Annotated in this window: 22 protein-coding genes; 11 read left to right on the forward strand and 11 right to left on the reverse strand. The window is 60.8% G+C overall.

The window, feature by feature from the left end; all coding sequences use genetic code 11:
* Positions 1–75: 75 nt before the first annotated feature.
* A complete protein-coding gene (locus ACOYXI_RS24295) occupies positions 76–852 on the forward strand; it encodes an ABC transporter substrate-binding protein (protein ID WP_027610934.1) in 777 nt (258 codons plus the stop codon).
* A gap of 100 nt (positions 853–952) precedes the next feature.
* On the opposite strand, the gene ACOYXI_RS24300 is transcribed toward ACOYXI_RS24295, so the two are convergent.
* From ACOYXI_RS24300 to ACOYXI_RS24320, 5 genes are all read right to left on the reverse strand, one after another.
* The gene (locus ACOYXI_RS24300; RefSeq protein WP_098967310.1) at positions 953–1,579 is read right to left on the reverse strand and encodes a helix-turn-helix transcriptional regulator; all 627 of its coding nucleotides are present in this window, start codon (positions 1,577–1,579) and stop codon (positions 953–955) included.
* Between the two features lie 92 nt (positions 1,580–1,671).
* Complete coding sequence (locus ACOYXI_RS24305) at positions 1,672–2,799, reverse strand: NAD(P)/FAD-dependent oxidoreductase (RefSeq protein WP_210558936.1); 1,128 nt, start codon at positions 2,797–2,799, stop codon at positions 1,672–1,674.
* A 150-nt stretch (positions 2,800–2,949) separates the two neighbouring features.
* Entirely contained in the window at positions 2,950–3,894 is a 945-nt protein-coding gene (locus ACOYXI_RS24310) for an ornithine cyclodeaminase family protein (protein ID WP_461675389.1), read from the reverse strand.
* A 137-nt stretch (positions 3,895–4,031) separates the two neighbouring features.
* The gene (gene rhlB / locus ACOYXI_RS24315) at positions 4,032–5,504 is read right to left on the reverse strand and encodes an ATP-dependent RNA helicase RhlB (protein WP_135295008.1); all 1,473 of its coding nucleotides are present in this window, start codon (positions 5,502–5,504) and stop codon (positions 4,032–4,034) included.
* A gap of 96 nt (positions 5,505–5,600) precedes the next feature.
* Positions 5,601–6,257: an alpha/beta hydrolase gene (locus ACOYXI_RS24320; RefSeq protein ID WP_461675390.1), complete on the reverse strand. Its 657-nt coding sequence runs from the start codon at positions 6,255–6,257 to the stop codon at positions 5,601–5,603.
* A gap of 468 nt (positions 6,258–6,725) precedes the next feature.
* On the opposite strand from ACOYXI_RS24320, the gene ACOYXI_RS24325 reads away from it, so the two are divergent.
* The 4 genes from ACOYXI_RS24325 to ACOYXI_RS24340 all read left to right on the forward strand — a co-directional run bounded on the left by ACOYXI_RS24325 (position 6,726) and on the right by ACOYXI_RS24340 (position 10,890).
* Entirely contained in the window at positions 6,726–7,757 is a 1,032-nt protein-coding gene (locus ACOYXI_RS24325) for an amino acid ABC transporter substrate-binding protein (protein ID WP_007965188.1), read from the forward strand.
* A gap of 65 nt (positions 7,758–7,822) precedes the next feature.
* On the forward strand, positions 7,823–9,004 hold the full coding sequence (locus tag ACOYXI_RS24330; RefSeq protein ID WP_027610940.1) for an amino acid ABC transporter permease: 1,182 nt from the start codon (positions 7,823–7,825) through the stop codon (positions 9,002–9,004).
* Positions 9,005–9,014: 10 nt separating this feature from the next.
* Positions 9,015–10,112, forward strand: a complete 1,098-nt coding sequence (locus tag ACOYXI_RS24335; protein ID WP_007965184.1) for an amino acid ABC transporter permease — start codon at positions 9,015–9,017, stop codon at positions 10,110–10,112.
* A gap of 13 nt (positions 10,113–10,125) precedes the next feature.
* Complete coding sequence (locus ACOYXI_RS24340; RefSeq protein ID WP_003221897.1) at positions 10,126–10,890, forward strand: amino acid ABC transporter ATP-binding protein; 765 nt, start codon at positions 10,126–10,128, stop codon at positions 10,888–10,890.
* A gap of 69 nt (positions 10,891–10,959) precedes the next feature.
* On the opposite strand, the gene ACOYXI_RS24345 is transcribed toward ACOYXI_RS24340, so the two are convergent.
* Complete coding sequence (locus ACOYXI_RS24345) at positions 10,960–12,666, reverse strand: S8 family peptidase (RefSeq protein ID WP_461675391.1); 1,707 nt, start codon at positions 12,664–12,666, stop codon at positions 10,960–10,962.
* A gap of 179 nt (positions 12,667–12,845) precedes the next feature.
* On the opposite strand from ACOYXI_RS24345, the gene ACOYXI_RS24350 reads away from it, so the two are divergent.
* From ACOYXI_RS24350 to ACOYXI_RS24370, 5 genes are all read left to right on the forward strand, one after another.
* Positions 12,846–13,505, forward strand: a complete 660-nt coding sequence (locus ACOYXI_RS24350) for a FadR/GntR family transcriptional regulator (RefSeq protein WP_285375447.1) — start codon at positions 12,846–12,848, stop codon at positions 13,503–13,505.
* Positions 13,495–14,781: a CynX/NimT family MFS transporter gene (locus tag ACOYXI_RS24355; protein WP_183785814.1), complete on the forward strand. Its 1,287-nt coding sequence runs from the start codon at positions 13,495–13,497 to the stop codon at positions 14,779–14,781. The genes ACOYXI_RS24350 and ACOYXI_RS24355 overlap by 11 nt, the downstream gene beginning before the upstream one ends.
* Before the next feature lie 203 nt (positions 14,782–14,984).
* Positions 14,985–15,455: a nuclear transport factor 2 family protein gene (locus ACOYXI_RS24360; protein ID WP_027610944.1), complete on the forward strand. Its 471-nt coding sequence runs from the start codon at positions 14,985–14,987 to the stop codon at positions 15,453–15,455.
* A 39-nt stretch (positions 15,456–15,494) separates the two neighbouring features.
* Positions 15,495–15,797: a GIY-YIG nuclease family protein gene (locus ACOYXI_RS24365; RefSeq protein ID WP_097086337.1), complete on the forward strand. Its 303-nt coding sequence runs from the start codon at positions 15,495–15,497 to the stop codon at positions 15,795–15,797.
* A gap of 84 nt (positions 15,798–15,881) precedes the next feature.
* Positions 15,882–16,817: a glutathione S-transferase family protein gene (locus tag ACOYXI_RS24370; protein ID WP_461675392.1), complete on the forward strand. Its 936-nt coding sequence runs from the start codon at positions 15,882–15,884 to the stop codon at positions 16,815–16,817.
* 117 nt (positions 16,818–16,934) lie between these two features.
* Here ACOYXI_RS24370 and ACOYXI_RS24375 read toward each other — a convergent pair whose 3' ends face one another.
* A complete protein-coding gene (locus tag ACOYXI_RS24375; protein ID WP_461675393.1) occupies positions 16,935–17,285 on the reverse strand; it encodes a glutaredoxin family protein in 351 nt (116 codons plus the stop codon).
* Positions 17,285–18,289 (reverse strand): nucleoid-associated protein YejK, encoded by a 1,005-nt coding sequence (yejK, locus tag ACOYXI_RS24380; RefSeq protein WP_003221908.1) that lies wholly within the window; start codon positions 18,287–18,289, stop codon positions 17,285–17,287. Before yejK ends, ACOYXI_RS24375 begins: the two co-directional genes overlap by 1 nt.
* 395 nt (positions 18,290–18,684) lie before the next feature.
* On the opposite strand from yejK, the gene ACOYXI_RS24385 reads away from it, so the two are divergent.
* The gene (locus ACOYXI_RS24385; protein ID WP_003221909.1) at positions 18,685–18,966 is read left to right on the forward strand and encodes an HU family DNA-binding protein; all 282 of its coding nucleotides are present in this window, start codon (positions 18,685–18,687) and stop codon (positions 18,964–18,966) included.
* A 186-nt stretch (positions 18,967–19,152) separates the two neighbouring features.
* Here the strand turns inward: ACOYXI_RS24385 and rlmF are convergent, their stop codons facing one another.
* From rlmF to ACOYXI_RS24400, 3 genes are all read right to left on the reverse strand, one after another.
* Positions 19,153–20,172 carry a 23S rRNA (adenine(1618)-N(6))-methyltransferase RlmF gene (rlmF, locus tag ACOYXI_RS24390; protein WP_139053792.1) on the reverse strand — a complete coding sequence of 340 codons (1,020 nt, stop codon included), beginning with the start codon at positions 20,170–20,172 and terminating at the stop codon, positions 19,153–19,155.
* Positions 20,173–20,406: 234 nt separating this feature from the next.
* On the reverse strand, positions 20,407–23,253 hold the full coding sequence (locus ACOYXI_RS24395) for a valine--tRNA ligase (RefSeq protein ID WP_461675394.1): 2,847 nt from the start codon (positions 23,251–23,253) through the stop codon (positions 20,407–20,409).
* Positions 23,254–23,505: 252 nt separating this feature from the next.
* Positions 23,506–23,892, reverse strand: a complete 387-nt coding sequence (locus ACOYXI_RS24400) for a DNA polymerase III subunit chi (protein ID WP_134785499.1) — start codon at positions 23,890–23,892, stop codon at positions 23,506–23,508.
* Between the last annotated feature and the right edge of the window lie 6 nt (positions 23,893–23,898).

The following is a 23,898-nucleotide window of genomic DNA, read 5'->3' on the forward strand; positions in this document are numbered from 1 at the left end:
GCCGCTCGTAGCTCCCTGCTCCCAGCTGCTCTTCTTCGTCTTGCCAAACCAACAACAACCCGCGAGAGAACGAACATGAAGAAACTCCCCCTGATCACCGGTCTGGCCCTGAGCCTGTTGGCGTGCACCAGCTCGTTTGCCGCCGAGAAAACCCTGCGCATCGGCATTGAGGCCGCTTATCCACCGTTCGCCTCGAAAACCGACAAGGGTGAGATCGTCGGTTTCGACTACGACATCGGCAACGCCCTGTGCGCGCAGATGAAGGTCAAGTGTGTGTGGGTCGAGGGTGAGTTCGATGGCCTGATTCCTTCGTTGAAAGTGAAGAAAATCGACATGGCTTTGTCGTCGATGACCATCAACGAAGACCGCAAGAAGTCGGTGGATTTCACCCACAAGTACTACTTCACTTCGTCACGGCTGGTGATGAAGGAAGGCGCCACGGTCGATGACCAATACGCCAGCCTCAAGGGCAAGACCGTCGGCGTGCAGCGCGCCACCACCACCGATCGTTATGCTACCGAGGTGTTCGAACCGAAGGGCATCAACGTCAAGCGCTACGGCAATAACGAAGAAATCTACATGGACCTGGCGGCCGGGCGGCTCGATGCGATTTTCGCCGACACCATCCCGCTGAACGATTTCCTGTCGATGCCACGCGGCAAGGGCTATGCGTTTGTCGGGCCGGAGCTGAAGGATCCGAAGTACGTGGGCGAGGGCGCGGGGATCGCGGTGCGCAAGGGCAATACCGAGCTGGTCAGTGAGTTGAACACGGCCATCGACGGGATTCGGGCGAGTGGCGAGTATCAGAAGATTTCCCAGAAGTATTTCAAGTCCGACATCTACGGCGACTGATAGTCCGCTATCGCGAGCAGGCTCACTCCTACAGGGGAACGCATTCCAACTGTAAGAGTGAGCCTGCTCGCGATGGGGCCGGAACTGCCAATGCAGATCTTCAGCCCTTCAATTCCTTCAAATGCTTATACACCGTCGCCCGCCCCATGTTCAGCACATTGGCCACATAGTTCGAGGCGCTCTTGCCCTTGAACGCGCCTTCGGCGTGCAGGGCCAATACCAGTTCGCGCTTGTGATCGCGGGTCAGCAGATTCAGGCTCAGCTGCCGCTCGCGCAGCCAGGCGTGGAGGAAGGTGTTGATGCGTTCCTGCCAGTCATCGCGAAACAGTGAATCCGGCTGCGGGATCAGTTTGCTCGGCGACAGGAACAGATCCAGCGCGGCCTTGGCATTCTCGAACAGCGAAATATTCAGGTTGATGCACAGCACCGCCAGCGGCCGCTCATCGTGGTCGCGCAGCACGGTGCTCAGGCTGCGGATTTTCTGGCCGTCCCAATTGAGCTTTTCGTACGGGCCGATGTTGCGCTCGCTGACCTCCTCGCTGAGCATGTCTTCAAGCGATGAATCGTCGCCGATCTCGCGCTTGGACAGGTTGTTGGCGATGTAGTCGACCTTCTGCGTGCGCAGGTCGTGCAGCACCACTTCGGCGTGGGGAAAGAACAGCGTGGCGATGGCGTCGGCGATGGCACGGAAGTTATCCAGTGCCGGATCGAATTCGGGGGCGGTCATGATTGTGGAGCTCCAGGCGGCGTCAGCGCCCCCGTGCACGGGGGCGCTGCGAGTGTGCCGCAATCCGTTGGGCGCGTCATCCGCAGGGGGCATCAGCGCAGTCGTGAAGGGGAGAGCATGGCGCTGCTCAGGCCGAACTGCTGCAACGACTCAGGCAACGGCTGACCACGCACCAATGCCGCGCTGGCCTGGCCCATGGCCGGTGAAGTCTGAATACCGTAACCGCCCTGGGCCGCGACCCAGAACAGCCCCGGCACCTGCGGATCGAAACCGCTGAGCAGATCACCGTCGGCGACGAAGCTGCGCAGTCCGGCCCAGGTGCGGGTCGGGCGGCGGATAGTCAGGGTCGTAGCCTCTTCGATCTGATAGATGCCCATGGCGATGTCCAGCTCTTCCGGTTGCACGTCATGCGGTTCGACCGGGTCGGCGTTGGCCGGCGAGCCGAGGAACATCCCGGCGTCGGGCTTCATGTAGAACGATTCGTCGAGGCTGACCAGCATCGGCCAGTGATGAATGTCCACGCCCTCGGGGCCGGCGAAAATGAACGCCGCACGGCGTTTCGGTTGCAGGCCCAGCGCCTGGGCGCCAGCCAGCGCGCCGATCTGGTCAGCCCAGGCGCCGGCGGCGTTGATGATGACCGGCGCGCGGAAGGTCTGACCGTTGGTTTGCACCTGCCAGAGGCCAGCGGCGTCGCGCGTCAGGCCCAGCACTTCGCAATCGGTGTGCACCTCGCCGTTGTTGCGGCGGATACCGCGCAGGTAGCCCTGATGCAGGGCGTCGGTGTCGATGTCACTGGCGGTCGGATCGTAGATCGCGCCGTGGACTTTTTCCCGACGCAGGATCGGCAGACGGGCGCAGGCTTCGTCGGCGCTGAGCAGCTGCATTTCTGGCACTGTGGCTTTGGCGCTGAGGTACTGGTTGTTCAGCTCGGCGGCGTCACCGCTGAAGTCCACGGTCATTTCGCCGCGCGGTGTCAGCAATGGGTGCTCACAGAAACCGCTCGGCGGATGGTCGAAAAACTCACGGCTGGCCAGTGTCAGCGCCCGCACCTGCGGCGTACCGTAGGCGGCGGTGTACAGCGCGGCAGAACGCCCGGTGGAGTGATAGGCCGGGTGCGATTCACGTTCGAGCACGATCACTTTGGCGTGGGGCGACAGCCAGAAACCGGTGGAAGCGCCGGCAATCCCGCCGCCGATGATGATGAAATCTGCCTGGCTCATGAAAGTCTCCAGTTGCTCGCAATATTGGAAAATTCGCTGATCCCCTGTGGGAGCGGGCTTGCTCGCGAAGGCGGTATGTCATTCGGCAAATGCGTTGCCTGATACGGCCTCTTCGCGAGCAAGCCCGCTCCCACAATGGGATTTGTGGTGTTAGTGGGTTAAGAGATAAACCGCATTCGCCAGCGCAATGTCTTCCAGGCCCAGGCCAATTGAACGGAAAAATACGTGACGGTCGTAACCGGGGCGCGGCACTTTCTCGCTGAGCAGGTCGGCGAGGTCACCGACAATCGCAGACTTGTCCCAGCCATGCTGCTCGGTCGCGATCAACATCTCACCGGCCGAGCCCGGCGTGGTCAGCCGATAGTCACAGAACACTTGCATGTCGCTCAGGCTCTGCGGCGGCACCTCATGGGCGCGTGGCGCGTTGGTGCTGATCGAGGTGATCAGCGCCGGTTTGCTCAAGCTGGCCGGGTCGATCACTGGGCCGGCGGACGAGGTGCATAGCATGATCACGTCCGCGTCTATGTGGGCGACATCGCGGCTGTCGGCAATCTTCACCCCCGGGTAGATCTCTTTCAGCAGCGCCCGGGTTTCAGCGTCTTCCGACAGGCTCGGCGAATACACGCTGATGTTCTGCCAGTCGCGCAGACCTTTCACGTAATGCAAATGAGCCTGGGCAACCTTGCCGCTGCCGATGAGCGCCAGTCGTTGGGCATTCAGCGGGGCGAGGGCATCGACTGCAACGGCGGTGGTCGCTGCAGTACGCGCGGTGGTCAGTTCACCGGCATCGCAAAGCAGCAGCGGTTGGCCGGTTTTCATCGACATTAATAGGGTCCACGCTGTCACCAGTGGCCCTTGCTCGCGGACGATGTAGGGCGAGGTCTTGACCCCGTACACGCCGTCCTCGGCCAGCACCCCCAGATAATTGATGAAGTCGCCGGCGCCCTGCGGAAACTCCACCAACTGCTGCGCCGGTTGCACGGCGTGGCCGGCGGCGAGGTCGCGGAACAGTTTTCGCAGGATCTGCGGCACGTCGATGCGCGCCAGCAGCTCGCGGGCCTGGGTATGGTCGATCACGTAGGGTGTACTGGACATATCAGGCTCCACGGTCTGGATGTAAACTAATTTGTCCATTATGGACTTTTAGTTATCTACCGCAAGCGCCTGTTGAAAACGCCGGGCAAAAAAAAGCGCAGTCCGTTGCCGGCTGCGCTTTTTGCGTTACAGATCGCTTACTGCGGCTGCGGACGCTTGCGTTCAACAGCGCGCAACAGGTGCGTCGGTGGTGTTTCGCAGCTGATCTTGCGACCGAGTTTTTCTTCGATCGACGGCAACTGGTAGGAGTCGTCCTCGCCGGCGAAGCTGATCGATACACCGTCGGCGCCCGCGCGACCGGTACGGCCGATGCGGTGCACGTAGTCGTCCGGCACTTCCGGCAGGGTGAAGTTGATCACGTGGCTGATGCCGTCGATGTGGATGCCGCGACCGGCGACATCGGTGGCCACCAGCACGCGGATCTTGCCTTCGCGGAAGCCTTCCAGGGTCTTGATGCGCTTGTGCTGCGGCACGTCGCCGGACAGTTGCGCGGCGTTGATGCCGTCCCGCACCAGGCGTTCTTCGATACGGCGCACTTCGTCCTTGCGGTTGGCGAAGACGATCACGCGCTCCCAGCCGTTATCGTTGACCAGGTTGTAGAGCAGTTTGTATTTGTCAGCCGCGGCCACCGCATAGATGTGCTGCTCGACGTTTTCGTTGGCCACGTTGGTGATTTCGATTTCGACGATTGCCGGATCGGTGGTCCATTGCTTGGCCAGGTTCATCACGTCTTCGGTGAAGGTCGCGGAGAACAGCAGGGTCTGACGCTCGGACTTCGGCGGGGTCTGGCGAATGATCTGCCGCACTTGCGGGATGAAGCCCATGTCGAGCATGCGGTCGGCTTCGTCCAGCACCATCACTTCGACCATGTCCAGGTGCACGTCGCCGCGCTGGTTGAAGTCGAGCAGACGGCCCGGGGTGGCGACGAGGATGTCGCAGTGGCGCGCTTCGAGGTGCTTGAGCTGCTTGTCGAAGTCCATGCCGCCAACGAACGTCATGACGTTGAGGCCGGTGTACTTGGTCAGGTCGGCAGCATCCTTGGCGATCTGCACCACCAGCTCACGGGTCGGCGCGATGATCAGTGCACGGGGTTCACCCATGTAGCGTTCTTTCGGCGGCGGCGTCTGCAGCAACTGAGTGATGATCGAGATCAGGAACGCGGCGGTCTTGCCGGTACCGGTCTGCGCGCGGCCGATGGCGTCTTTGCCGGCGAGGGTGAAACCCAGCACCTGCGCCTGGATCGGCGTGCAGTACGGGAAGCCCAGGTCCTGGATGGCGTGCATCAGTTCCGGAGCGAGCTTGAAATCGTGAAAGCGGGTTTTGCCTTCCTGGGGTTCGACAACGAAATCTTCGAGTTTCCAGGGAATGACCGGTGCCTTGGGCTTCGGTTCGCGGCGCGGCCGGGGTGGTTTCGGCGCTTCGGCGCGGACCGGTTCGGTAGCGACGGCAGGTTGCGGCTCAGGCTGGGGTGTCGCTACCGGAGCCGGACGTTCAGCCTTGGGCACATCGCTGCGAGGGCCGGGGGCGTGCGACGGCGCACTGGGGACTGGCGCGAGCTGCTCAGCCTCGCTTTTACCGAACATTTTCTTGAGTGCTTTGAGCACGGTCATCTCATCAATTGGTTAAGGAATGTACGCCGGCCAGTGTAATGCAAGAAACGGGCGCGGCGTAGTGGGATGATCAAAGGGGCGATGCAGCTGAAACGATCAACGCAGGCGTTCGCCCAGCCAGACGCCGATATCACGAATTTCTTCGGGTAACACTTCGTGCTCCATTGGGTATTCCTGCCATGTCACGGTGACACCATGCTTCACCAAATGCTCATAGGCGCTGCGCCCCATCGAGTTCTGCACCACGCCGTCGAACTGGCCGTGCAGGCACAGCGCAGGAATACGCTGCTGACTGGCTGAAAGCTCCATCTCGTCAGTGAAGGTCGGGGCATAGGTGGAGAGGGCAAGTACGCCACCCAAAGGACCTTGCCACTTTATATAAGCGGTGTGCAGAACGACGGCGCCCCCCTGGGAAAACCCGGCGAGAAAAATCCGCGAAGCGTCTATTCCGCTGGCGCGCTCCTTTTCGATCAATTCAATGATGCGATCCGCCGACGCTTCCAACTGCTCACGGTCAATCGACCGCGCCGGGCTCATGGCCTTTATGTCGTACCAGCTCGGCATCTCGTAACCACCATTGATGGTGACGGGCAGGGTAGGCGCTTGCGGCAATACAAAGCGGGTAGTCAGCAGGCTTTCCTGCAGCGCTTCGGCGACCGGCAAGAAGTCATAGCGGTCCGCGCCGAGGCCGTGCAGCCAGATCACGCAGGCGTCTGCGGGCTTTACGGGTTCAAGAATCAGGGGCTCGGTCATGGCTGCTCCAAAAATGTGCGGGCGCTCTCAATAAGTGCGTGATTGAGGTGCGCGTCCGGTCGATCCGTTAAGAAGATGTCGCAAGGCTACAAGTTTTGCTATTGACCTGTCGCGCAATCGCTTCAGCAAGCGGTGTGGTACGGGCTTTGCTATGGAGGATTCTGTACGAAGCGTCCTACGCCTTGCGGTAACACTATCAGTGTACGTCTTGCGACGGGATTGCAAAGAATCCGGTGATGGATGTTCGCCAATGGCCGCTACGGGCAAAGCGAACGTGAAAGGGCTACAGCCCGTTCGGCCGATTGGTGAGAAGTGAGTTGTCCATGATGTGGATTTTCTCCTACTAGACTCATAGCGAAGGTCTTACGTCGGTTGACCCCAAAAAAAGCCAACACGGGTCAACAACGCCTCAAAAGGGTGCGACTGGACTCAAGCTCCGACACAACAAGAGCAAAACTGGAGGTTTGAATGAAGATGTTGAAATCCACTCTGGCGGTCGTGACTGCAGCAGCAGTACTCGGCGTCAGCGGGTTCGCTCAGGCGGGTGCAACCCTGGATGCCGTGCAGAAGAAAGGTTTCGTGCAGTGTGGCGTGAGCGACGGTCTGCCGGGTTTCTCCGTGCCGGACGCTTCGGGCAAGATCCTCGGGATCGACGCTGACGTCTGCCGCGCTGTGGCCGCTGCCGTATTCGGCGACGCCAACAAGGTCAAGTTCAGCCAGTTGAACGCCAAGGAGCGCTTCACCGCGCTGCAGTCCGGCGAAATCGACCTGCTCTCGCGCAACACCACCATGACCAGCTCGCGTGACGCCGGCATGGGCCTGAAATTCCCGGGCTTCATCACTTACTACGACGGCGTGGGCTTCCTGGCCAACAACAAGCTGGGCGTGAAAAGTGCCAAGGAACTGGACGGTGCAACCATCTGTATCCAGGCCGGTACCACCACCGAACTTAACGTCTCCGACTACTTCCGCGCCAACGGCCTGAAGTACACCCCGATCACTTTCGACACCTCCGATGAAAGCGCCAAGTCGCTGGAATCCGGTCGTTGCGACGTGCTGACCTCCGACAAGTCGCAGCTGTACGCACAGCGCAGCAAACTGGCTTCGCCAAAAGACTACGTGGTGCTGCCGGAAACCATCTCCAAAGAACCGCTGGGCCCGGTCGTGCGTAACGGCGACGACGAGTGGCTGGCGATCGTTCGCTGGGTTGGCTACGCGCTGCTGAACACTGAAGAAGCCGGCGTGACGTCGAAAAACGTGTTGGAAGAAGCCAAATCCACCAAGAACCCGGACGTCGCTCGTCTGCTGGGTGCTGACGGTGAATACGGCAAGGACCTGAAACTGCCGAAGGACTGGGTTGTGAAAATCGTTTCGCAGGTCGGTAACTACGGTGAAATCTTCGAGAAAAACCTCGGCAAGAGCACTCCGCTGGAAATCGACCGTGGCCTGAACGCGCTGTGGACCAACGGCGGCATTCAGTACGCACCACCAGTGCGCTAATGGTTCTATCACCCGGCGGGCCAACCGCCGGGTGATGTTCTGTTCCATTTCTTCCGGGGCACTTCATGCAAAATTCAATCGGCGCACCAAAGCAGAGGCTCAGCCTCAGCGATCCGCGAGTGCGTGCGTGGCTGTTTCAGATCATCACCGTCGTGGCGGTGGTCGCCATGGGCTGGTATCTGTTCGACAACACCCAGACCAACCTTCAGCACCGGGGCATCACTTCCGGTTTCAGCTTTCTGGAGCGCAGTGCCGGGTTCGGCATCGCTCAGCACCTGATCTCCTACACCGAAGCGGACAGTTACGCTCGGGTGTTCGTGATCGGCTTGCTCAACACCCTGTTGGTGACCTTCATCGGCGTGATCCTGGCGACCCTGCTGGGCTTCATCATCGGTGTGGCGCGGCTGTCGCCGAACTGGATCATCAGCAAACTGGCGACCGTGTACGTGGAAGTGTTCCGCAACATTCCGCCGCTGCTGCAGATCCTGTTCTGGTACTTCGCGGTATTCCTGACCATGCCGGGACCGCGCAACAGCCACAACTTCGGCGACACCTTCTTCGTCAGCAGCCGGGGCCTGAACATGCCGGCCGCGCAAATGGCTGACGGCTTCTGGGCGTTCTTCATCAGTGTGGTGCTGGCCATCGTCGCCATCGTGCTGATGTGCCGCTGGGCCAACAAGCGTTTCGAAGACACCGGCGTACCGTTTCACAAGTTCTGGACCGGCCTGGCGATCCTGCTGGTGATCCCGACCTTGTGCGCGCTGATCTTCGGTGCACCCCTGCACTGGGAAATGCCGCAACTCAAGGGTTTCAACTTCGTCGGCGGCTGGGTGCTGATCCCGGAACTGCTCGCGTTGACCCTGGCGCTGACCGTGTACACCGCCGCGTTTATCGCGGAAATCGTCCGTTCGGGGATCAAGTCGGTCAGCCATGGCCAGACCGAAGCGGCGCGTTCGCTCGGCCTGCGCAACGGCCCGACCCTGCGCAAGGTGATCATTCCGCAAGCCTTGCGAGTGATCATTCCGCCGCTGACCAGCCAATACCTGAACCTGGCGAAGAACTCGTCGCTGGCCGCCGGTATCGGTTATCCGGAAATGGTTTCGCTGTTCGCCGGCACCGTGCTCAACCAGACCGGTCAGGCCATCGAAGTCATTGCCATCACCATGAGCGTGTACCTGGCGATCAGTATCAGCATTTCCCTGCTGATGAACTGGTACAACAAGCGCATTGCGCTGATCGAGCGGTGAGGAAACGCGCATGACAACCCATACTTTCAAACCCGACATGCCACCGCCGGCCAAGGTCTTCGGCCCGATGGCATGGATACGCGCGAACATGTTTTCCAGCTGGCTCAACACCCTGCTGACCCTGTTTGCGTTTTACCTGATCTATCTGGTGGTACCACCGATCCTCAGTTGGGCGATTCTCGATGCCAACTGGGTCGGCACCACCCGCGCCGACTGCACCAAGGACGGCGCCTGCTGGGTGTTCATTCAGCAGCGTTTCGGCCAGTTCATGTACGGCTACTACCCGACCGGCCTGCGCTGGCGCGTCGACCTGACCGTGTGGCTGGCGGTGATCGGTGTGGCGCCGCTGTTCATCTCGCGCTTCCCGCGTAAAGCGGTGTACGGTCTGAGCTTCCTGGTGATCTACCCGATTGTCGCCTGGTGCCTGCTGCACGGTGGCGTGTTCGGCCTCGACGCCGTGGCGACCAGCCAGTGGGGCGGTCTGATGCTGACCCTGGTCATCGCCACCGTGGGTATCGCCGGCGCCTTGCCGCTGGGGATCATTCTGGCACTGGGCCGGCGCTCGAACATGCCGGCGATTCGTGTGGTCTGCGTGACCTTCATCGAGTTCTGGCGCGGCGTGCCGTTGATCACGGTGCTGTTCATGTCCTCGGTGATGCTGCCGCTGTTCCTGCCCGAAGGCATGAACTTCGACAAGCTGCTGCGGGCGCTGATCGGGGTGATCCTGTTCCAGTCGGCCTACGTTGCCGAAGTGGTGCGCGGCGGTCTGCAAGCGATCCCCAAAGGTCAGTACGAAGCGGCAGCGGCGATGGGCCTCGGTTACTGGCGCGCCATGGGCCTGGTGATTCTGCCGCAAGCCTTGAAGCTGGTAATCCCCGGCATCGTCAACACCTTCATTGCGCTGTTCAAGGACACCAGCCTGGTGATCATCATCGGCCTGTTCGACCTGCTCAACAGCGTCAAGCAAGCCGCTGCCGACCCGAAATGGCTGGGCATGGCCACCGAAGGCTACGTGTTCGCCGCCCTGGTGTTCTGGATTTTCTGTTTTGGTATGTCGCGCTATTCCATGCATCTGGAACGCAAGCTCGACACTGGCCACAAGCGTTAGGAGTTCTCTGTAAATGAGCGAAGCAATCAAAAAGCCTGTCGGCCCTGAAGGCATTATCCAGATGCAGGGCGTGAACAAGTGGTACGGCCAGTTCCACGTGCTGAAAGACATCAACCTCAACGTCAAGCAGGGCGAGCGTATCGTCTTGTGCGGCCCGTCGGGTTCCGGCAAATCGACCACCATCCGCTGCCTCAACCGTCTGGAAGAGCACCAGCAGGGCCGCATCGTTGTCGACGGCGTGGAGCTGACCAACGACCTCAAGCAGATCGAAGCGATCCGCCGCGAAGTCGGCATGGTGTTCCAGCACTTCAACCTGTTCCCGCACCTGACCATCCTGCAAAACTGTACGCTGGCGCCGATGTGGGTGCGCAAGATGCCCAAGCGCAAGGCCGAGGAAATCGCCATGCATTATCTGGAGCGCGTACGCATTCCGGAGCAGGCGCACAAGTTTCCGGGGCAACTGTCCGGCGGTCAGCAACAGCGTGTGGCGATTGCCCGTGCGCTGTGCATGAAACCGAAAATCATGCTGTTCGACGAACCGACCTCGGCCCTCGACCCGGAGATGGTCAAAGAGGTGCTGGACACCATGATCGGCCTCGCCGAAGACGGCATGACCATGCTCTGCGTGACCCACGAAATGGGCTTCGCCCGCACCGTGGCCAACCGGGTGATCTTCATGGACAAGGGCGAAATCGTCGAACAGGCGGCGCCGAACGACTTCTTTGACAACCCGCAGAATGACCGCACCAAACTGTTCCTGAGCCAGATCCTGCATTGATTGCCTGAGAAGCTCGCCTGACAAAAAGCCCTGCCGGTATGCCGACAGGGCTTTTTTCATGGGGGCGAATCAGCCCGCATTTGTTTTGCGTTCCAGTGCCAGGTGCACGGCACGCAGCGCGTTGAGTCGGCCGTGCCCGTAGTAGTGACTGTGGCCGTTTTCGTCGTACTGGCCGCGCGGCCCGTCATCGGGGTGGCCGATCTTGTCGCAGCAATCGGCAAGTATCTGGCGTACCGCAGAGCGATCAAGCTCGGGATTGACTCCGAGCACCAGCGCAGCGATGCCCGCGGCGCCGGGGCAGGCGCTGGAGGTACCGCTGAAGGTGTCGGTGTAGGCCGGCAATGTGGCGGCGGCAAATTTTGCGCTCAAATCAGTGGTACGGATACCCCGGGTCTGCGGGATCGAAGTCGCAGGCTTGAACTTCGGATCGGGGTGTTGCTGATCTCCGCTGGGAAAGCAGCACCAGAGCGACTTGCCATAGTCACTGTAGGCACTGCGCCGGTTCTGATCGTTGCAGGCACCTACCGCAATGACGTGGGGGTGGCTGGAATAGCCATCGTTATCGGCGCACTCGTTACCGTTTCCCGCGCCAAAAAAGATCACACAGCCTTTGCCATTGCGGCCCTTGGTGGCGGCGTATTCGATTGCCAGCCGCGTGCTGGCGGCCAGGGGAAACACTTGCGTGTGACGCGGGTCCGCCGGGTCGGCCCAATGCCCTTCAGCCGGCCCCCAGCTGCAGGAAATGACGTCGGCTCCCTGATCGGCCGCCCAGAAAAAGGCGTCGGCCTCCGCGCGGGCTCCCAAGGGTTTGGTGAGTTTCAATGGCATCAGGCTGGCTTTGGGGGCGACACCGCTGGCGCCGTCCTCGCCATTGGCGCAAGCCACCCCGGCAGCGGCCGTACCGTGGCGTTCCAGGGCGTTCAGTGGGCGCGGCCCGCCTTTGGCGTTACGTCGGTCAAAGTTCTTTGCACCGACCACTTTGCCTTCTCCGGAAAATTCGGGATGGTCAATATCAAACGCGTCATCGATGACTGCGATGACGATGCCTTCGCCCTGCGCGAGCTCATGTGCGGCTTCGACGTTGGCGCTGGCATCGATTTCAACCTGATAGGTCACGGTGGTTTTCTTCAGGTGCCACTGATTGGCATGGATCGCTCGGCGTTGACCCTGGCGCAGCAGCTCCGGGTGGCAGTACTCGATCTCGTCGCGTTCCAGCCATTCACTCGTGAGGGTGCAGATATCGATGCCATGGGTGGCGGGGTGATGCACAAAAAAGGCATTTTTTGCATACGGCACCTGTTGCTTGATCATCAGGCCCAGCGCTTGAAGTATGACCATGCACTCAGTGGCTTTCAGTGAGTCGATGAACTTCAAAAAGATATTTTCGGTATAGAGCACCGGCTCCTGAGTGATGGGATCCACCAGCACGCTGCCCGCGAAGCGCACGTCGGGCAATTTGCGTAGCAGCGCCTTGCGTTGCGATGCGTCCGAGTGTCCAGGCAGTTTGAAAATCTGCACATCAGCGTCCTCGACATGCAGCAACAGCTCGCAACCTTCCAGCGCTGCGTGAGCAGATTCGCAGCAAAGCGTTTGGGCCAACTGCGTTCCCGCGTGGCTGCGGACTGCCAGCAATTGGCGATTTTTCTGCAGAACAAAAGGGCGGTCGTGCTGCTTGCCGAAATTGACTTCTACCATGAGCGTGCTTCTTCCTTTGGATAATGACGGGGCAAAATGCCCCTGGATCAATGTCCAAAGTCTGCAGTCCAGCGTCTGCAAGTGATGTCGGCAGTATTCCTGCGGAATGTGGGAAATCACTTCGCCTGTCAGCGGTTTTTACAACTCGACATGTAGGATTGGTGTCCCGTTGTTCCTTCCTGCGTGGGGTTGTGTGGAGCACCGCAGCTGACTAAGATGTCAGAAAATTCATCCTATGATTGGATGAAAGGGCGAATTTCATGACAGACATCTCACCTTTGATCAAGCGATCCCTGGTCGATCAGGCCTTGGATCAGTTGCGCCAACGCATCAGCGATGGTGTGTGGCAGGTCGGCGAACGGCTGCCGACCGAGCCTGAGTTGTGCGCCGAACTGGGCATCAGCCGCAACACGGTGCGCGAAGCCATGCGCGTGCTGGCGTTTTCCGGGTTGATCGAAATCCGGCAGGGCGACGGCAGTTATCTGCGCGCAGTGGTCGATCCGATGGACACGCTCAAGGCGTTGTCCCGTTGCTCGCTGGAGCAGGCGCGCGAGACCCGGCACATTCTCGAAGTCGAGGCCATTGGCCTGGCCGCGCTGCGTCGCACCGATGAAGATCTCGCCGCATTGCGCGAAGCGCTCGGCACCAGCGGCAGCCACTACCACGGCGATCTCGACACTTACATTGCCTGCGATCTGGTGTTCCACCGCCGTCTGGTGGACGCCGCGCACAACCCCACCCTCAGCGAGTTGTATCGCTATTTCTCCAGCATCGTCGGCGCGCAATTGCGCCAGACGCTGAACATCGTCCCGCGCCGTCAGGAAGTGTTCGACCTGCACATCGAGTTGCTCGATGCCGTCGAACAACGCGACCCGGAACGGGCCAAAGCCATATCGAGGCAGTTGATCAATGAACCTTGAAAGCGAGAAAAACTTTTCAACCCCCAAGCGCACGGCGGAGCTCGAAGAGCTGCTGATCGACGCCGAGGCTGACGACGAACAAGTACAGCAAAGCCATCCGCTGGTGCGCCGGCCGTGGCTGTTGCTGCTGGGGCTGATTCTGGTGGCGCTGAACCTGCGCCCTGCGCTGTCGAGCATGGCGCCGCTGCTCAGCGAAGTGTCGAAAAGCCTTGGTCTGTCTGCGGCTCAGGCCGGTTTGCTGACCACGTTGCCGGTGTTGTGCTTAGGACTGTTCGCGCCGCTGGCGCCGATTCTGGCGCGGCGTTTCGGCGCTGAGCGGGTGGTGCTGGGGATTCTGCTGACCCTGGCCGCCGGGATTATTGTGCGCAGCAACTTCGGTGAGATCGGGCTGTTTGCAGGTAGCGTGCTTGGCGGTGCGAGCATCGGCATTATCGGCGTGCTGCTGCCGGGCATCGTCAAACGCGACTTCGCCAGACACGCCGGAACCATGACCGGCGTCTACACCATGGCCCTGTGCCTGGGCGCCGCGATGGCGGCGGGTTCGACCGTGCCGTTGAGCGAACACTTCGACCACAGCTGGGCGCTGGGCCTGGGCTTCTGGGTGATCCCGGCGCTGGTGGCGGCGTTGTTCTGGCTGCCGCAGGTCGGGCAGAAACACGGCGCGCACAACGTCGCCTATCGGGTGAAAGGTCTGCTGCGCGATCCGCTGGCGTGGCAAGTGACCTTGTATATGGGCCTGCAATCGTCGCTGGCGTACATCGTGTTCGGCTGGTTGCCGTCGATCCTGATCGGCCGCGGCTTGACTCCGACCCAGGCCGGCCTGGTGCTGTCCGGCTCGGTGATCATCCAGCTCGCCAGCTCCCTGGCTGCGCCGTGGCTGGCGACCCGTGGCAAGGACCAGCGCCTGGCGATCGTGGTGGTGATGGCGCTGACCCTCGGTGGTCTGTTCGGTTGCCTGTATGCGCCGATTGAAGGGCTCTGGGGCTGGGCGATTCTGCTGGGGCTGGGGCAGGGCGGTACGTTCAGCCTGGCGCTGACCCTGATCGTGCTGCGCTCGCGGGATTCGCATGTGGCGGCGAACCTGTCGAGCATGTCCCAGGGCTTCGGCTACACCCTGGCGTCGATGGGGCCGTTCGCGGTCGGCGTGGTGCATGACTGGACCGGCGGCTGGAATGCTGTGGGCTGGATCTTCGGCATCATTGGCACCGGTGCGATCATTGCCGGCCTTGGTGCCGGCCGTGCGCTGTACGTGCAAGTACAAAGCGAAAAGATCTGACACGGTTCAACTTGTAGGAGTGAGCCTGCTCGCGATAACGGTGTGTCGGTCAACATTGCGCTGACTGATACACCGCTATCGCGAGCAGGCTCACTCCTACAGTGGTTCTGTGTGCGGCTGATATTCGCTTTGCGAATGCCGATAGTGTTTCTGCGATTTGCAGCTTATCGTGCTGGCAATCTGTCCATTTCCGGAGTTTGCCCATGAGCGAAGCCCACGCCGCCCTGATCACTCGCTTCTACCAGGCCTTCCAGCGCCTCGACGCCGAGGCCATGGCCGCCTGCTATACCGACGATGTGGTGTTCAGCGATCCGGCTTTCGGTGAACTGCGCGGGCGCGATGCCGGCGACATGTGGCGCATGCTCACCACCCGCGCCAAGGACTTCTCCCTGACCTTCGACAATGTCCGCGCCGACGAGCGCAGCGGCGGTGCGCACTGGGTGGCGACTTACCTGTTCAGCCAGACCGGCAACGTGGTAATCAACGATATCCAGGCGCGCTTCGTCTTTCGCGACGGCAAGATCTGCGAGCACCACGACCACTTCGACCTGTGGCGCTGGTCGCGTCAGGCCTTGGGTTTCAAAGGCCTGCTGCTCGGCTGGACACCGCTGGTGCGCAACGCGGTCCGGGCGCAGGCGCTGAAAGGTCTGAAGGCATTTCAGGCTACTCGCTGATAAGATCGCGGCCTGTTTCCTACACGTCCAGATCCCGAAGTGACTAGCCTCAGCGAAAAACCGGTTGAAGTCGTCGAGCCAGCGAGCAAGGCCTGGTTCGTCTACCTCGTGCGCGCGGCCAACGGTTCGCTGTATTGCGGGATCAGCGACGACCCGGTGCGCCGCTTCGCCAAGCATCAAAGCGGCAAGGGCGCGCGCTTCTTCCTGTCCAGCCCGGCGATGGCGCTGGTCTACACCGAGCGTTGCCGCGACAAGAGCGACGCGTTGCGTCAGGAACGGCTGATCAAAAAACTGCGCAAGAGCGCCAAGGAATGCCTGGTCGCGTCTTATCAATCTGACTGATCGGTTCCCATCAGGCAGATCTGTAGGCTGCTAACCAAATGCACGCTAAGCTGCGGACTCACTTTCTGTGCGGCGGAGCCGAGCATGTCCGAGTTGATTCTGCATCATTACCCGACCTCTCCATTTGCCGAAAAGGCTCGTCTGCTGTTGGGCTTCAAAGGCTTATCCTGGCGCTCGGTGCACATTTCGCCGGTGATGCCCAAGCCGGATCTGACCGCGCTGACTGGCGGCTACCGCAAGACCCCGGTGTTGCAGATCGGCGCCGACATCTATTGCGACACATCGTTGATTGCCCGTCGTCTGGAGCAGGAAAAAGCCCTGCCGGCGTTTTTCCCGGAAGGCCAGGAAATGACCAGCGCCAGCTTCGCCGCTTGGGCCGATTCGGTGGTGTTCCAGCACGCGGTCAGCCTGGTGTTCCAGCCAGAATCGGTGGCGGTGCGTTTCGGCAAGTTGCCGCCGGAAGCGATCAAGGCCTTTATCGCTGACCGTGCCGGGCTGTTCAGTGGCGGCAGCGCCACGCGGCTGTCGGCCGAACAGGCCAAGCATCAGTGGCCAACGCTCATGGCGCGGCTTGAGCAGCAGTTGCAGCGCGAGCAGGGCGACTTCCTGTTCGGTGAACCGTCGATTGCCGACTTCGCCCTGGCGCATCCGCTGTGGTTCCTCAAGGCGACGCATGTCACTGCGCCGTTGGTCGATGAGTATCCGGCCGTGACTGCCTGGCTGGCGCGCGTGCTGGGTTTTGGTCATGGTGCCGCGAGTGAGATGACTGCCGAGGAGGCGCTGGAAGTCGCGCGCAGTTCGACGCCGGCGGCGTTGCCGGATGAGCAGTTTGTCGATCCGAACGGTTTCAAGGCCGGGCAGCAGGTGGCGATTGCCGCGACAGATTACGGGGTTGATCCGGTGGTGGGTGAGTTGCTGTTTGCTGGCCGCGAAGAGCTGATCCTGCGTCGCGAAGACCCGCGTGGCGGCGTGGTGCATGTGCACTTCCCGCGCTTTGGATTCCGCATCGAAGCCCGCTGATCTCGCAAGTCAGATACATAACCTGTGGGAGCGGGCTTGCTCGCGAATGCGGTGAATCAGTCGCGATCATTATTGACTGGCACACCGCTTTCGCGAGCAAGCCCGCTCCCACAGTTGTTATTTCAGGGCAGCGAGAATTTCGTCCGGGTCAAACCCGCGAATCAACGTGCCATTCACGTCGATCAGCGGAATCCCGCGCCCGCCCAGCGCCTCATACGCCTTGCGCGCCTCGGCGTCCTTCTCGATGTCGAATTCCTTGAAAGGAATCCCCTTGCTGTCGAGAAAGCGCCTGGTCTGCTTGCAGTAGCCGCACCAGTCGGTGGCATACAGCACGACACGGGCCTGCGCTCGCGTCTGCTCAGAGACCAACTGCGACGGGTTGAACACCCGCTCGATCTTGCCCCAGTTCTGATAGATCACCACCACCAGCAGAACCAGCGCGACCTTCTTCAGTACATTGCCGAGCATCAGTTGCGGCGCTTGAGCTGATCAGTGAGCGAGGTCGGCAGGCCCTTGATGATCAGGGTGCCAGCCTCTTCGTCGTACTCGATCTTCGAGCCCAGCAGGTGCGCTTCAAAGCTGATCGACAGGCCTTCGGCGCGGCCGGTGAAGCGGCGGAACTGGTTAAGGGTGCGTTTGTCCGCGGGAATCTCCGGCGACAGACCGTAGTCCTTGTTGCGGATGTGATCGTAGAAGGCTTTCGGGCGTTCTTCGTCGATCAGCTCCGACAGCTCTTCCAGGCCCATCGGCTCGCCGAGCTTGGCCTGGCTGCTGGCGTAATCGACCAGGGTCTTGGTTTTCTCGCGGGCGGAGTCTTCCGGCAAGTCTTCGCTCTCGACGAAGTCGCTGAAGGCCTTGAGCAGGGTGCGGGTCTCGCCCGGGCCATCGACGCCTTCCTGGCAGCCGATGAAGTCGCGGAAATACTCCGAAACCTTCTTGCCGTTCTTGCCCTTGATAAACGAGATGTACTGCTTGGATTGCTTGTTGTTCTGCCACTCGGAGACGTTGATCCGCGCCGCCAGATGCAGCTGGCCGAGGTCGAGGTGACGCGATGGGGTCACGTCCAGTTCATCGGTCACCGCCACGCCTTCGCTGTGGTGCAGCAGGGCAATCGCCAGGTAGTCAGTCATGCCTTGCTGATAGTGGGCGAACAGCACGTGGCCACCGACCGACAGGTTCGATTCTTCCATCAGCTTTTGCAGGTGCTCGACCGCGACTTTGCTGAACGCGGCGAAGTCCTTGCCACCGTCCATGTATTCCTTCAGCCAGCCGCTGAACGGGAACGCACCGGATTCCGGATGGAACAGGCCCCAGGCTTTGCCCTGTTTGGCGTTGTAGCTCTCGTTGAGGTCGGCGAGCATGTTCTCGATGGCCGCGGACTCAGCCAGTTCGGAGTCACGGGCGTGCAGAACTGCGGGCGTGCCGTCGGGTTTTTTGTCGATCAGGTGGACGATGCAATGACGGATCGGCATGGGCTTCTCGGCTGGTGGAAGGGAGGAGGGCAGGCTCCCCCGAAAAAGCGCCCAGTGTACCGCAACCACTGGTTTTGGCGCGGGGTGAAGGGCAAATCCAGGGCGGGTGGGTGCCCTTATGCAGTTTTTTACCGATTTAGAGCAATAAACCTGACCAAATGGGTAGCTAGAGGCGGATATTTCCCCGTCTCTGTGCTAGTTTTGCCCGGTCTTACGCGAAGTCACTGCGTTAAGCGTGCAATCAGCATTTGTCAGGTCGAACCAAACCCTGATTTCGGCATCTATAACCCGACTCGTCGTGGTTATCGCCGAGGGTGCCAGATCCAGAAGATCGGGCTCGATGGCTGACACTGCACTCTGCAATCCATATGAATTTGATAGGGAAGGAACACTACATGGCTCTTACTAAAGACCAACTGATCGCCGACATCGCTGAAGCTATCGACGCGCCGAAAACCACCGCGCGTAACGCTCTGGACCAACTGGGCCAAATCGTTGCCGATCAGCTGGAAAACGGCGGCGAAATCACCTTGCCAGGTATCGGCAAGCTGAAAGTGACCGAGCGTCCTGCCCGCACTGGCCGTAACCCTTCGACTGGCGCTGCCATCGAAATCCCTGCCAAGAAAGTGATCAAGCTGGTTGTGGCCAAAGGCCTGACCGACGCTGTGAACAAGTAAGACGCAGCGATAAAAAAACCGTGCACCGGAGCGATCCGGGCACGGTTTTTTTGTGTCTGCGATTTGGCGATGCACCTCGAACCTTTGTAGGAGTGAGCCTGCTCGCGATAGCGGTGTGTCAGTCACCTTGATGTCGGCTGATACACCGCTTTCGCGAGCAAGCCCGCTCCCACAAGTAGCTCAGTGTCAGCGAACCCAGCGCTCGCGACGCCAGATCTGCTGCTCGGACTTGGTCTGGAAGGTCCAGGCCACGAAGCGGCTCTGTTTCTGCCCTTGCGACATCTCCACCACCTGGCTTTCCAGTACGCCGGCCTTTTTCAGCGCGGTTTCGATGGCAGGCAGGTTCGAGGCTTTCGACACCAGGGTGCTGAACCACAGCACCTTGTGCTGGAAGTTCGCGCTTTCGGCGATCAGTTGGGTCACGAAACGTGCTTCGCCGCCTTCACACCACAGCTCGGCGGACTGGCCACCGAAGTTCAGTACCGGCAGTTTGCGTTTTGGATCGGCCTTTCCCAGTGCGCGCCATTTGCGCTCGCTGCCCTTGGTCGCTTCCTCCATCGAAGCGTGGAACGGCGGGTTGCACATGGTCAGGTCAAAGCGTTCACCCGGTTCCAGAAGGCCGATCAGGATGTGCTTGCGGTTTTCCTGCTGGCGCAGCTGGATCACCTTGTTCAGCCCGTTGGACTGGACGATGGCCTTCGCGGCAGCCACTGCGGTCGGATCGATTTCCGAACCGAGGAAGTGCCAGCGGTATTCGCTGTTACCAATCAGCGGATAAACGCAGTTGGCGCCCATGCCGATGTCCAGCACGTTGACGATCGCGCCGCGCGGCACTTTGCCGTCGTTCATGCTCGCCAGCAGGTCGGCGAGGAAATGCACGTAATCGGCACGGCCCGGGACCGGTGGGCACAGATAATCCGCCGGAATGTCCCAATGCTCGATGCCATAGAACGCCTTGAGCAGCGCCCGGTTGAACACGCGCACCGCGTCGGGGCTGGCGAAGTCGATGCTTTCCTTGCCGTACGGGTTGGTGATCACGAATTTCGCCAGTTCCGGCGTGGTCTTGATCAGCGCCGGGAAGTCGTAGCGACCCTGGTGGCGATTGCGCGGGTGCAGGCTGGCCTTTTCACGCGGCTCGACGGCTTTGGCCGGGGTCGCGGCATCAGGCTTCTTGCGCGCAGGTTTGGGTGTGCGGGGGGCGTTCATGGGTGTGATCGATTCGGGTATGGCTGAAAGTGGCGGGTATTGTCCCACATCTAAAGGCAACACCGTTCAAACTGTGGGAGCGGGCTTGCTCGCGAAAGTGGTGTGTCCGCCAACACATAGGTTGAATGACACACCGCATTCGCGAGCAGGCTCGCTCCCACAGGGGATTCGTGGCGATTCTTGAATAAAAAAGGGAGGCCTTTGCGGGCCTCCCTCTTTCATTGCGGCTTGCCGTTACAGGCTGGAAATCCGCGCGTGCTGCTCGGCCAGTTTGCCCAGGGCTTGTTCAGCCTCGGCCAGCTTGGCGCGTTCCTTCTCGATGACTTCGGCCGGGGCCTTGTCAACGAAACCGGCGTTCGACAGCTTGCCACCAACGCGCTGAACTTCGCCCTGCAGACGCAGGATTTCCTTGTCCAGACGTGCCAGTTCGGCGCCCTTGTCGATCAGGCCGGCCATCGGCACCAGCACTTCCATCTCGCCGACCAGCGCGGTGGCGGACAGTGGCGCTTCTTCGCCAGCGGCCAGAACGGTGATCGACTCCAGACGCGCCAGCTTCTTCAGCAGTGCTTCGTTCTCGGTCAGACGACGCTGATCTTCAGCGCTGACGTTCTTCAGATAGATCGGCAGCGGTTTGCCCGGGCCGATGTTCATCTCGCCACGGATGTTGCGCGTGCCGAGCATCAGACCCTTGAGCCATTCGATGTCGTCTTCGGCGGCCGGATCGATGCGCTCCTCGTTGGCCACCGGCCAAGGTTGCAGCATGATCGTCTTGCCCTGAATACCGGCCAGCGGCGCGATGCGCTGCCAGATTTCTTCAGTGATGAACGGCATGAACGGGTGCGCCAGACGCAGCGCCACTTCCAGGACGCGCACCAGGGTGCGACGGGTGCCGCGCTGACGCTCGACCGGGGCGTTCTCGTCCCACAGCACTGGCTTGGACAGTTCCAGGTACCAGTCGCAGTACTGGTTCCAGATGAACTCGTACAGCGCTTGCGCGGCGAGGTCGAAACGGAATTGATCCAGTTGACGGGTCACTTCGGCTTCGGTGCGCTGCAGTTGCGAGATGATCCAGCGATCCGCCAGCGACAGCTCGTAGGCTTCGCCGTTCTGGCCGCAGTCTTCGCCCTTGTCCAGAACATAACGCGCGGCGTTCCAGATCTTGTTGCAGAAGTTGCGATAGCCTTCGACGCGGCCCATGTCGAACTTGATGTCGCGACCGGTGGACGCCAGAGAGCAGAAGGTGAAACGCAGGGCGTCGGTGCCGTAGCTGGCGATGCCGTCGGCGAACTCGTCGCGGGTCTGCTTCTCGATCTTCTTCGCCAGTTTCGGCTGCATCATGCCGGAGGTGCGTTTCTGCACCAGGGCTTCCAGCTCGATACCGTCGATGATGTCCAGCGGGTCTAGGACGTTGCCCTTGGACTTGGACATCTTCTGGCCCTGGCCATCACGCACCAGGCCGTGCACATAAACGGTCTTGAACGGTACTTGCGGGGTGCCGTCCTCGTTCTTGATCAGGTGCATCGTCAGCATGATCATCCGGGCAACCCAGAAGAAAATGATGTCGAAACCGGTGACCAGCACGTCGGTGGAGTGGAATTTTTTCAGGAACTCGGTCTTTTCCGGCCAACCGAGGGTGGAGAACGTCCACAGCCCCGAACTGAACCAGGTGTCGAGCACGTCGTTGTCCTGCTGCAGCGCAACGTCCGGGCCGAGGTTGTGCTTGGCACGCACTTCGGCTTCGTCGCGACCGACGTAGACCTTGCCCGACTCGTCGTACCAGGCCGGAATCCGGTGGCCCCACCACAACTGACGGCTGATGCACCAGTCCTGGATGTCGCGCATCCACGAGAAGTACATGTTTTCATACTGCTTCGGCACGAACTGGATACGGCCGTCTTCAACGGCAGCAATCGCCGGCTCGGCCAGCGGCTTGGTGGAAACGTACCACTGGTCGGTCAGCCACGGCTCGATGACGGTGCCGGAGCGGTCGCCTTTCGGCACTTTCAGGTTGTGATCGTCGACGCTGACCAGCAGGCCGGCGGCGTCGAATGCAGCGACGATCTGCTTGCGCGCTTCGAAACGCTCGAGACCGGCGTACTCGGTCGGGATCTTGCCGTCGATGCTGTCGTTCAACGTGCCGTCGAGGTTGAACACCTGGGCTGCTGGCAGCACGTTGGCGTTCTTGTCGAAGATGTTCAGCAGCGGCAGGTTGTGGCGCTTGCCGACTTCGTAGTCATTGAAATCGTGGGCCGGGGTGATTTTCACGCAGCCGGTGCCGAATTCAGGATCGCAGTAATCGTCGGCGATGATCGGGATGCGGCGGCCAACCAGTGGCAGCTCGACAAATTTGCCGATCAGGGCTTTGTAGCGCTCATCGTTCGGGTTAACCGCGACGGCGGAGTCGCCGAGCATGGTTTCCGGACGGGTGGTCGCGACGATCAGGAAATCGTTGCCTTCAGCGGTTTTCGCGCCGTCGGCCAGCGGGTACTTGAGGTTCCACAGGAACCCTTTCTCGTCGTGGTTTTCCACTTCGAGGTCGGAAATCGCCGTGTGCAACTTGGTGTCCCAGTTGACCAGACGCTTGCCGCGGTAGATCAGGCCGTCTTCGTGCAGGCGTACGAAGGCTTCTTTAACCGCTTCCGAGAGACCGTCGTCCATGGTGAAGCGCTCGCGGCTCCAGTCCACGGACGAGCCGAGGCGGCGGATCTGGCGGCTGATGTTGCCACCGGACTGATCTTTCCACTCCCAGACTTTCTCGAGGAATTTCTCGCGGCCCAGGTCGTGGCGGTTCTGGCCGGTGGCTTCCAGTTGACGCTCCACCAGCATCTGCGTGGCGATACCGGCGTGGTCGGTGCCCGGCTGCCACAGGGTGTTGCGACCCTGCATGCGGCGGAAACGGATCAGGGCGTCCATGATCGCGTTGTTGAAACCGTGACCCATGTGCAGGCTGCCGGTGACGTTCGGCGGCGGGATCATGATGGTGTAGGAATCGCCCGCGCCTTGCGGTGCGAAATAGTTCTCGGACTCCCAGGTGTTGTACCAGGAAGTTTCAATGGCGTGCGGCTGGTAGGTCTTATCCATGCGCGGCGGGACCCTATTGGCATTTATTCAGGAAAAGCCGGGAAGTATAGCGGGGCATGGGGCCGAGGGCGAGCGGGGGGGCGTCTGGGCGGACACTAATGTTGGAAGGAAACCTTTGTGGTGAGGGGATTTATCCCCGATGGGCCGCGCAGCAGCTCCAATATTTCATTCACGCTGCGTATTTGCAGGGTTCACGACTGCTGCGCAGCCGATCGGGGATAAATCCCCTCGCCACAAGGAGATCCATCCGGGTTATTCGTACTGGCTGAGGAGCCGCTCCATCCGCGCCTCGAGGCGGCGTTTGATTTCGGTTTCGATGTGCGGCGCGAAGTCGTCGATCACGTCCTGCATGATCAATTGCGCGGCGGCGCGCAGTTCGCTGTCCAGGTGCAGCAAGGCGTCCGGGCCTTTATCCACAGGTGCAACAGCAGGTGCCGGGGCCGGAGCGGGTGGTGGTTCGATGGCGGGCGGCGTGGCGTCGACGGCCTCGAACAACATCGGAATCTGTTCCTGTTCACCGTCATCGACCGTGTCGGTCAGCAGTGGCGGTTGCAGGTTGTCATCGCCGAGCAACTGGCGGATCGATTCGAGATCGTCCAGCAGGTGTGCAGGCTTTTGCAGCGGTTTTGGAGTGTCCATCGGCGT

It is taken from the genome of Pseudomonas sp. G3-19 (assembly GCF_054855875.1).

Bases quoted from the DNA above. Each gene is read 5' to 3' on its own strand.
- ACOYXI_RS24295 (WP_027610934.1), top strand. From the start codon at position 76: ATGAAGAAACTCCCCCTGATCACCGGTCTGGCCCTGAGCCTGTTGGCG.
- ACOYXI_RS24300 (WP_098967310.1), bottom strand. From the start codon at position 1,579: ATGACCGCCCCCGAATTCGATCCGGCACTGGATAACTTCCGTGCCATC.
- ACOYXI_RS24305 (WP_210558936.1), bottom strand. From the start codon at position 2,799: ATGAGCCAGGCAGATTTCATCATCATCGGCGGCGGGATTGCCGGCGCT.
- ACOYXI_RS24310 (WP_461675389.1), bottom strand. From the start codon at position 3,894: ATGTCCAGTACACCCTACGTGATCGACCATACCCAGGCCCGCGAGCTG.
- rhlB (WP_135295008.1), bottom strand. From the start codon at position 5,504: ATGACCGTGCTCAAAGCACTCAAGAAAATGTTCGGTAAAAGCGAGGCT.
- ACOYXI_RS24320 (WP_461675390.1), bottom strand. From the start codon at position 6,257: ATGACCGAGCCCCTGATTCTTGAACCCGTAAAGCCCGCAGACGCCTGC.
- ACOYXI_RS24325 (WP_007965188.1), top strand. From the start codon at position 6,726: ATGAAGATGTTGAAATCCACTCTGGCGGTCGTGACTGCAGCAGCAGTA.
- ACOYXI_RS24330 (WP_027610940.1), top strand. From the start codon at position 7,823: ATGCAAAATTCAATCGGCGCACCAAAGCAGAGGCTCAGCCTCAGCGAT.
- ACOYXI_RS24335 (WP_007965184.1), top strand. From the start codon at position 9,015: ATGACAACCCATACTTTCAAACCCGACATGCCACCGCCGGCCAAGGTC.
- ACOYXI_RS24340 (WP_003221897.1), top strand. From the start codon at position 10,126: ATGAGCGAAGCAATCAAAAAGCCTGTCGGCCCTGAAGGCATTATCCAG.
- ACOYXI_RS24350 (WP_285375447.1), top strand. From the start codon at position 12,846: ATGACAGACATCTCACCTTTGATCAAGCGATCCCTGGTCGATCAGGCC.
- ACOYXI_RS24355 (WP_183785814.1), top strand. From the start codon at position 13,495: ATGAACCTTGAAAGCGAGAAAAACTTTTCAACCCCCAAGCGCACGGCG.
- ACOYXI_RS24360 (WP_027610944.1), top strand. From the start codon at position 14,985: ATGAGCGAAGCCCACGCCGCCCTGATCACTCGCTTCTACCAGGCCTTC.
- ACOYXI_RS24370 (WP_461675392.1), top strand. From the start codon at position 15,882: ATGTCCGAGTTGATTCTGCATCATTACCCGACCTCTCCATTTGCCGAA.
- ACOYXI_RS24375 (WP_461675393.1), bottom strand. From the start codon at position 17,285: ATGCTCGGCAATGTACTGAAGAAGGTCGCGCTGGTTCTGCTGGTGGTG.
- yejK (WP_003221908.1), bottom strand. From the start codon at position 18,289: ATGCCGATCCGTCATTGCATCGTCCACCTGATCGACAAAAAACCCGAC.
- ACOYXI_RS24385 (WP_003221909.1), top strand. From the start codon at position 18,685: ATGGCTCTTACTAAAGACCAACTGATCGCCGACATCGCTGAAGCTATC.
- rlmF (WP_139053792.1), bottom strand. From the start codon at position 20,172: ATGAACGCCCCCCGCACACCCAAACCTGCGCGCAAGAAGCCTGATGCC.
- ACOYXI_RS24395 (WP_461675394.1), bottom strand. From the start codon at position 23,253: ATGGATAAGACCTACCAGCCGCACGCCATTGAAACTTCCTGGTACAAC.
- ACOYXI_RS24400 (WP_134785499.1), bottom strand. From the start codon at position 23,892: ATGGACACTCCAAAACCGCTGCAAAAGCCTGCACACCTGCTGGACGAT.